The following is a 5078-nucleotide window of genomic DNA, read 5'->3' on the forward strand; positions in this document are numbered from 1 at the left end:
GATCGCCCCGAGGGCAAGAGCTGCGATGGGCAGGGTGACCGACGAGAGCCAACCGGTGAAGGATGTCGTGATCGGTATGTACCCGGTCGCCTTGAACCAGCCGAGGTTGATCGCGAAGATCAGCACCAGGAACAGGGCGACGAGGAAGCCGGGGATCGCGAAGCCCAGCATGGAGATGAACTGGACGGTGCCGTCGACCCCACCACCCCGCCGCGCTGCCAGCACGCCCAGGAGCACCGACAGGATCGCGGAGACGAGGATCGCTCCGATGACGATCGAGAGGGTGACGGCGAGGCGACTCGAGAGGCTGACCGAGACGAGCTGGCCCGTGAACCACGACCGGCCGAAGTCACCGGTGACCGCTGAGGTCAGCCAGTCCCAGTACTGCACGAGAATCGGGCGATTGATACCCAGCTCCTCCGCCTTCTGCGCGACGGTCTCGGCCGTGGCGTTCTGTCCGAGGATCCTGCGGGCGATGTCGCCGCTGCCCACGTAGAGGATTATGAAGGCGACGAACGAGATGACGAAGAGGAGGACGATGCCGGCGAGGATGCGCCGGATGATGAACGTGAGCATGCGATGAGCTCCTGTGGTTGGTGTCCCGGCCCCCCCGCCCCGAAGGGCGGGCGGGCCGGGAGATCATCAGTTCGCGGGCTCGATGTCGTAGATCGCGGGGTACGCGTTCGTCGGCAGCATCACCGCTTTGGTGTTGGCATCCGTCGCGAAGACACCCTCGACCCGGTAGAACGGGGCGAACCAGGCCTGCTCGACGATGTACTTGTTGAGCTCCTTGGCCTTCTCCGCCTGCGTGGCCTCGTCACCGTACTGGATCTCCTGGATCAGCTGGTTGACTTCGTCGGTCTCGGTGTGGAAGGGGTTGAAGACCGCCGGCGGAGCGATCATGAACTGGATCAGCTGCCCGTCGGGGTTCTGCTCCAGCGCCATGTAGGCCGCGGGGACCTTCGGCGCCAGCAGATCGGCGATGAAGTTCGCCCCCGGCTCGGTGTACTGGGCCGTGATCCCGATCTCTTCCAGCTGCTGCGAGATGAGGGTGTACGTGGTCTCACCCAGCAGCGGCGACGACGGCATCGAGAGCGTGAAGCCGTCGGCGTAGCCCGCCTCGGCCAGCAGGTCCTTCGCCTTCTCGGGATCGTACGGGTACATGTCGTCGAGCGCCGGGTCGTACGCGTCGCTCGACTCCGGGAACACCTGCGTGGTGACGGTGCCATGGTCGGCCTGCAGGGCCGTCAGCATCGCGTCGCGGTCGAAGGCGTGGTTGAGAGCCTGACGAACACGCACGTCGGCGAGCTCGGGGGCCATCGTGCCGTCGCGGTCGAGCAGCAGCAGACCCTGGAAATCCAGTTCGTTCGAGTTGAGCGTCCAACCGGCCGCCTCCACCTCGGTGAGGTTGTCAACGGTGGACAATCGAACACCGTTCGCCTCGCCGGCCTTGATCGCGTTCAGCGCGGCCGTCGGGGTGTCGAGCACGTTGATCGTCAGGTTGTCGTAGTGCTGCACGTCGGGGTTCCAGTAGTCCGGGTTCGCCGTGTACGAGTAGCTAGAGCCCGTGACGGTGGCCGCCGTGTCGAGGATGTAGGGACCGGAGCCGACCGGCGTGGTCTCGACGTCGGGGCTCTCGAGGGACTCCGAGGCCGCCACGAGCCCGGCGGTGCGGGTGAGGTAGCTGAGTAGCGCGGGGTCGGGTGCGCTGAGCGTCAGGACGACCGTCTGCGGATCGGGCGCCTCGATGGTCGTCACGTTGGTGAAGTAGCCCTTGTCGGGCCCAGATCCGTCCTTGGAGCGCTGCATCGTCGCGACCACGTCCTCCGACGTGAGCTCGGACCCGTCGCTGAAGGTGACATCGTCGCGGATGGCGAGAGTCAGGACCGTGTTGTCCTCGTTGTACGACCACTCGGTGGCGAGCCAGGGCTCGATCGTGCCCTCGGGGGTGGCGAGCAGGAGCGTGTCGAACACGGCCTGGTAGTAGGGCGACCGGTTGCCCCACTCCGAGCCGGCCGGGTCGTAAGTCGTCGGTGCCGTGATGGCACCGATGATGAGCGATCCTCCGCTGCCTTCACCGCCGCCGTCCGAGCCTCCGCCGGCGCAGCTCGACAGTGCGAGTGCGGCGGTGGCGGCAATGGCCGCTGCTGCCGCGGCCTTCTTCCATCGGATCATCTTCGAAGTCCTCTTGGTAAGGGCGATACCACTGCGGATCGCCGGTAAGGTCGACCGTAACAGCAAATCCGAGCGAGCACTAGGTTTTCACGCAAATTTCTAGCGATCGCTAGGTTTTTGTCGATTTTGGGCCCACAATGGCGGGGACCAGGCCAAGATGGCTCTACAAACACAGACGAAGCAGTCGATGATTCGGAGGAGATGATGACCGAGACCCCGTCACCATCCCGCACTCGGAAGCCGCGCGGCGAGTATGCGAAGACCGGCGCCAAACGCACCGCGATCCTGGATGCCGCCCTCGAGGTGTTCGCCGAGTTCGGCTATCGCTCAGGCTCGCTGCGCGACGTCGCGCAGAAGGTGGGCATGAGCGAAGCCGGGCTTCTGCACCACTTTCCGAACAAGAGCACCCTGCTGGCCGCCGTGCTCGATCGCCGCGACCAGCACTCGCAGCAGCGGGTCATCTTCGACGACGTGGACGGCGGGGTGACGCTGCAGGGCCTCGTCCAGCTCGCCGCCTACAACGCCTCGGTCCCAGGCGTGGTCGAGCTGTACTGCGTGCTCTCATCCGAAGCCACCGCACCCGATCATCCCGCACACGAGTATTTCGTCGGGCGATACGAATTCACCCGCTCCAACATCAGGCGGGCGTTCGAGTCGCTTCAGGCGCAGGGGCGACTCAGGGACGGGGTGACCCCGCAGCGGGCCGCGGTGGCGACGATCGCCATGATGGACGGGCTGCAGGTGCAATGGCTGCTCGACCGTGACGTCGTCGACATGGCGGAGGAGCTGAAGACCTTCTTCCGCTCCTTCGTGGACATCGACTTCGACGGGGTGTCGATGCTCGACGACGTCGCGCTCATCGACGACCTCCCTGCCCTGGCCGCGGCGTCGCCGCAGGACTGATCGGACCTCAGGCGCGGCGCCCACCGCGCAGCGACGCGACGAACTCCAGCTTGTCGAGCACGGGCGACGGGATGACGAACGGATACAGGTCATCTTTGCCCATCGACCGGTTGATCATGTTGAGGGCGGTCGACAGCGGAATCCAGACCCCGGTGACCAGGTCGCTGAACAGCGAGAAGGCATCGACACCCGCGACGGCCGTCAGTCCGTACTCGGATGCCGTCTCGATGGTGTCGCAGATGTGCAGGAAGTGGGCCCACGTCTCGGCGAAATCCTCGTATGGGTGCATCGTCGCGTAGTTCGTGAGGTAGGACTGCTCCCACCCTGCGGGCGCACCCTCCGAATAGTGCCGGTCGATCGCCGCCTGGTAGTCGGCCGTCTCGTCGCCGAAGAGCGCGCGGCACCGGCTCAAGCGCTCCGCGTCGCCGGCAACCTCCACCAGCTGCCACTCGAAGTAGTGCCCGATCTCGTGGCGGAAATGGCCGAGCATCGTGCGGTACGGCTCGTCGAGCTCGCCGCGCAGGCGCTCCCGATATGCCGGATCGCTCTCGGCCAGATCGATCGTGATCACGCCGTCCTCGTGGCCGGTGAGGACGCTGCGGTCGGTGCTGGACAGCAGGTCGAAGCACAGTCCGTTCACCGGGTCTCCGCCGATGGCGGCATCCTTTCCGATGACCGCGAATCCGAGGCGGTCGAGCTCGGCGACGACGTGGCGCTTGGCGCGCTCCGCCACCGGGAAGTTGGCGAGGCCGACGAGATCCGCGTCGTTGGGCCGCGTACGGGTCAGCGAGCAGCTGAAGCACTGGCCGCCCTCGAGCGGCGCGAGCCATGTGCAGCCCGACAGGTTGAGGTTGCGGCACACATGCCAGATCAGGCCAGACGCGTCGATGTAGCGTCCGTCCAGGCCTACCGGCACGATCTCGCCCTCGTCGCGCGAGTAGCCGAGGCCGACGCCGCACGAGACGCAGATCGAGTTCTCGAAGTAGAGCGGGCTGCTGCACACCCGGCAGCGATAGGACTTCACCCGCCCAGAGTCGCACACTCCCGGTCGGCGAAGATCACCCTTGCGGTTCGTCCTCGATCGGTGCGACGTCGACCGCCACGCGCAGGGTCGACTTCTTCGCCTCGGTGAAGATCACACCCTTCACGGGGGGCACATCGCCGTAGTCCCGGCCCCACGCCACGGTGACATGGCGGTCGGAGACCAGCTGGTCGTTCGTCGGGTCGAAGGCGAGCCACTGATCCGACCCGGGAATCCACGTCGCGACCCACGCGTGCGAGGCATCCGCCCCGATGAGCCGCGGCTTGCCCGGCGTGCGCCGCGTCGCCAGGTATCCGCTGACGTACCGAGCGGCCATGCCGTGGCTGCGAAGGCACGCGAGCGCGAGATGCGCGAAGTCCTGGCACACGCCCGCGCGCGTCTCGAAGACGTCGGCGACAGTGCTGGTCACCGTCGTCGCGGTCTTGTCGTAGTGGAAGTCCGTCTTGATGCGGTGCATCAGATCCGTGAGCGCCTCGCCGATGGGCCGGCCGAGCGTGAGGGATGCCGAAGCGTACTCATGCGCCGCGTCGACGTGCCGCGCTTTCGGGGACTCCAGCGCGAACTCGGTCGCCGCCCACGCGCCGGGCGAGATCGTCGGATTCAAGATGGGGCGCGCTCGCTCCCACGGCTCGGCGAGCGCGTCCTGGTCGTAGGTGGTGGGCACGACCGACACTTCGCTGGCGGCGTCGATGGTCAGCTGCAGGTGCGGTTCGTTCACGTGGAAGTACGACACGACGTTGCCGTAGCAGTCGGTGTCGTCCGTGATGTCACCCGGCGCCGGATCGATCGACACTCCGCGCGACGACACCTGCTGCCACGGCAGCTCGCGCGGCCGCAGGTGGGCCAGGCCGAAGCTGCTGCGCACGTCGTCGTCGTACGAGTACGTCGTGCGGTGGGTCACGCGATACCTCATTCGCATGCACCGCCCTCGACCTTGCGACGGTTCACGAGGTCATTC

General features: G+C 66.5%; 4 protein-coding genes and 1 pseudogene. 1 reads left to right on the forward strand and 4 read right to left on the reverse strand.

Annotated elements, in window-relative coordinates; genetic code table 11:
- Nucleotides 1–576: pseudogene (locus tag VFX99_RS12615) on the reverse strand (ABC transporter permease); the annotation flags it as partial.
- A gap of 66 nt (nt 577–642) precedes the next feature.
- Nucleotides 643–2175 (reverse strand): ABC transporter substrate-binding protein, encoded by a 1533-nt coding sequence (locus tag VFX99_RS12620; protein WP_329666643.1) that lies wholly within the window; start codon nt 2173–2175, stop codon nt 643–645.
- Nucleotides 2176–2379: 204 nt separating this feature from the next.
- Between VFX99_RS12620 and VFX99_RS12625 the strand changes: the two genes are divergently transcribed.
- Nucleotides 2380–3078, forward strand: coding sequence for a TetR/AcrR family transcriptional regulator (locus VFX99_RS12625; protein WP_329666644.1), 699 nt, complete (start codon nt 2380–2382; stop codon nt 3076–3078).
- 7 nt (nt 3079–3085) lie between these two features.
- On the opposite strand, the gene VFX99_RS12630 is transcribed toward VFX99_RS12625, so the two are convergent.
- Complete coding sequence (locus VFX99_RS12630) at nt 3086–4102, reverse strand: zinc-binding metallopeptidase family protein (protein ID WP_329666645.1); 1017 nt, start codon at nt 4100–4102, stop codon at nt 3086–3088.
- 34 nt (nt 4103–4136) lie between these two features.
- Nucleotides 4137–5021 carry a transglutaminase family protein gene (locus VFX99_RS12635; protein WP_329666646.1) on the reverse strand — a complete coding sequence of 295 codons (885 nt, stop codon included), beginning with the start codon at nt 5019–5021 and terminating at the stop codon, nt 4137–4139.
- Between the last annotated feature and the right edge of the window lie 57 nt (nt 5022–5078).

This window comes from Microbacterium sp. (genome assembly GCF_036277215.1).
In the GTDB taxonomy this organism is placed as follows: Bacteria; Actinomycetota; Actinomycetes; order Actinomycetales; family Microbacteriaceae; genus Microbacterium.

Bases quoted from the DNA above. Each gene is read 5' to 3' on its own strand.
- VFX99_RS12620 (WP_329666643.1), bottom strand. From the start codon at position 2,175: ATGATCCGATGGAAGAAGGCCGCGGCAGCAGCGGCCATTGCCGCCACC.
- VFX99_RS12625 (WP_329666644.1), top strand. From the start codon at position 2,380: ATGACCGAGACCCCGTCACCATCCCGCACTCGGAAGCCGCGCGGCGAG.